Raw genomic sequence first — 1,344 nt, 5'->3', positions numbered from 1 at the left:
CCAAAGGGGCCTCACGTTTGTGGGTGCTCGACGCAGACCTCGCGGCAGCTTTCGACCGGATCAACCACGCTCAACTTCTTCAAGCCCTGGGCCTGTTCCCTGGTCGAACCATGGTCAGGGCATGGCTGCGGGCTGGCGTCGTTGAAGAAGGCCGCTTGATGCGGACGGACGAAGGAACTCCTCAAGGAGGAGTGATCAGTCCGCTGCTGCTGAACGTTGCCCTGCATGGGATGGAGGCAGCGGCAGGGAGCCGTTATCGGTATGCAGGTCCGGGCAATAGAGGTACATATACGGCCCGGGATGCCCCTGTCCTCGTGCGGTACGCGGACGACTTTGTGGCCATGTGCCACAGCGAGGAAGAAGCGCACCGCGTTAAGACCGAGCTGGCCAAGTGGCTGGAACCGAGAGGGCTGAGATTCAATGAGGAGAAGACCCGCATAGTCCATGTGACGCAAGGGTTCGACTTCCTCGGATTCGGGGTCCGTCGTTTCGGCACCAAGCTGCTTATCAGGCCCAGTAAGGACGCTGTCGAGAGAGTCCGGGAGAGACTCAAGGCGGAGGTGAAGGCGCTCTACGGCGGCAACGCCGGAGGCGTCTTGAGAAAGCTCACGCCCATCATTCGGGGCTGGGCCGCCTACTACCGGACGGTGGTGTCGTCCAGAGTCTTCGCTGATCTGGACAACTACATGTGGGTGCTCACTTACAAGTGGGCCAAGCGTGCTCACCCGCTCAAGTCGAAGGACTGGATCGTCAAACGGTACTTCGGCCGGTTCGACAAGACCAGGCGAGCCCGATGGGTGTTCGGCGATCGCATCAGCGGCGCCCACCTCGTCAAGTTCTCCTGGACGAAAATCGTTCGACACACCCTGATCAAGGGCGCGGCATCACTGGATGACCCCTCCCTAATCGAATACTGGGAAACCCGCCGTCGTCGAAAGGCGCCTCCGCCTATGGACAAGACGAGTCTGTCCCTGGCATACCGGCAACGGGGGCTCTGCCCTCTATGCCGTCAGGCGTTGATTGCCGGAGCCGAGTACGAGCCGGACAACCCACGCGAGTGGGTCAACTGGTTCGCGGCCTCGAAGAAAATGCTAAATAAGCATCACTTCGAATACCGGCGTGACGGCGGGTCGGACGAGAGAAAGAACCTGCGTCTCGTTCACGCCGACTGCCATCGTCAGCTTCATGCTGCGGATGACAGACGGTCCCGAATGCAGAGCACTGTGACGCCCTTGGGGCTTGCTTGAGCCGGTTGCCTGGAAAGCGGGCATGGCCGGTTCTGAGGGGGCCGGGACACAGCAATGTGTCCCGGCTACCCGACCGATGCCGGTGGCCTTCCCCGTC

General features: G+C 61.3%; 1 protein-coding gene. It reads left to right on the top strand.

The genetic code is table 11. The features are described 5' to 3' along the window. A partial coding sequence (locus ACZ68L_RS46755; protein ID WP_469591003.1) for a group II intron reverse transcriptase occupies nt 1–1,247 on the top strand: 1,247 nt, incomplete at its 5' end. Nucleotides 1,248–1,344: the final 97 nt, after the last annotated feature.

The sequence above is a fragment of the Streptomyces sp. NPDC104309 genome (assembly GCF_055584025.1).
The sequence above is the reverse complement of the archived record's forward strand: the minus strand, read 5'-3'. Positions and strand labels throughout refer to the sequence as shown.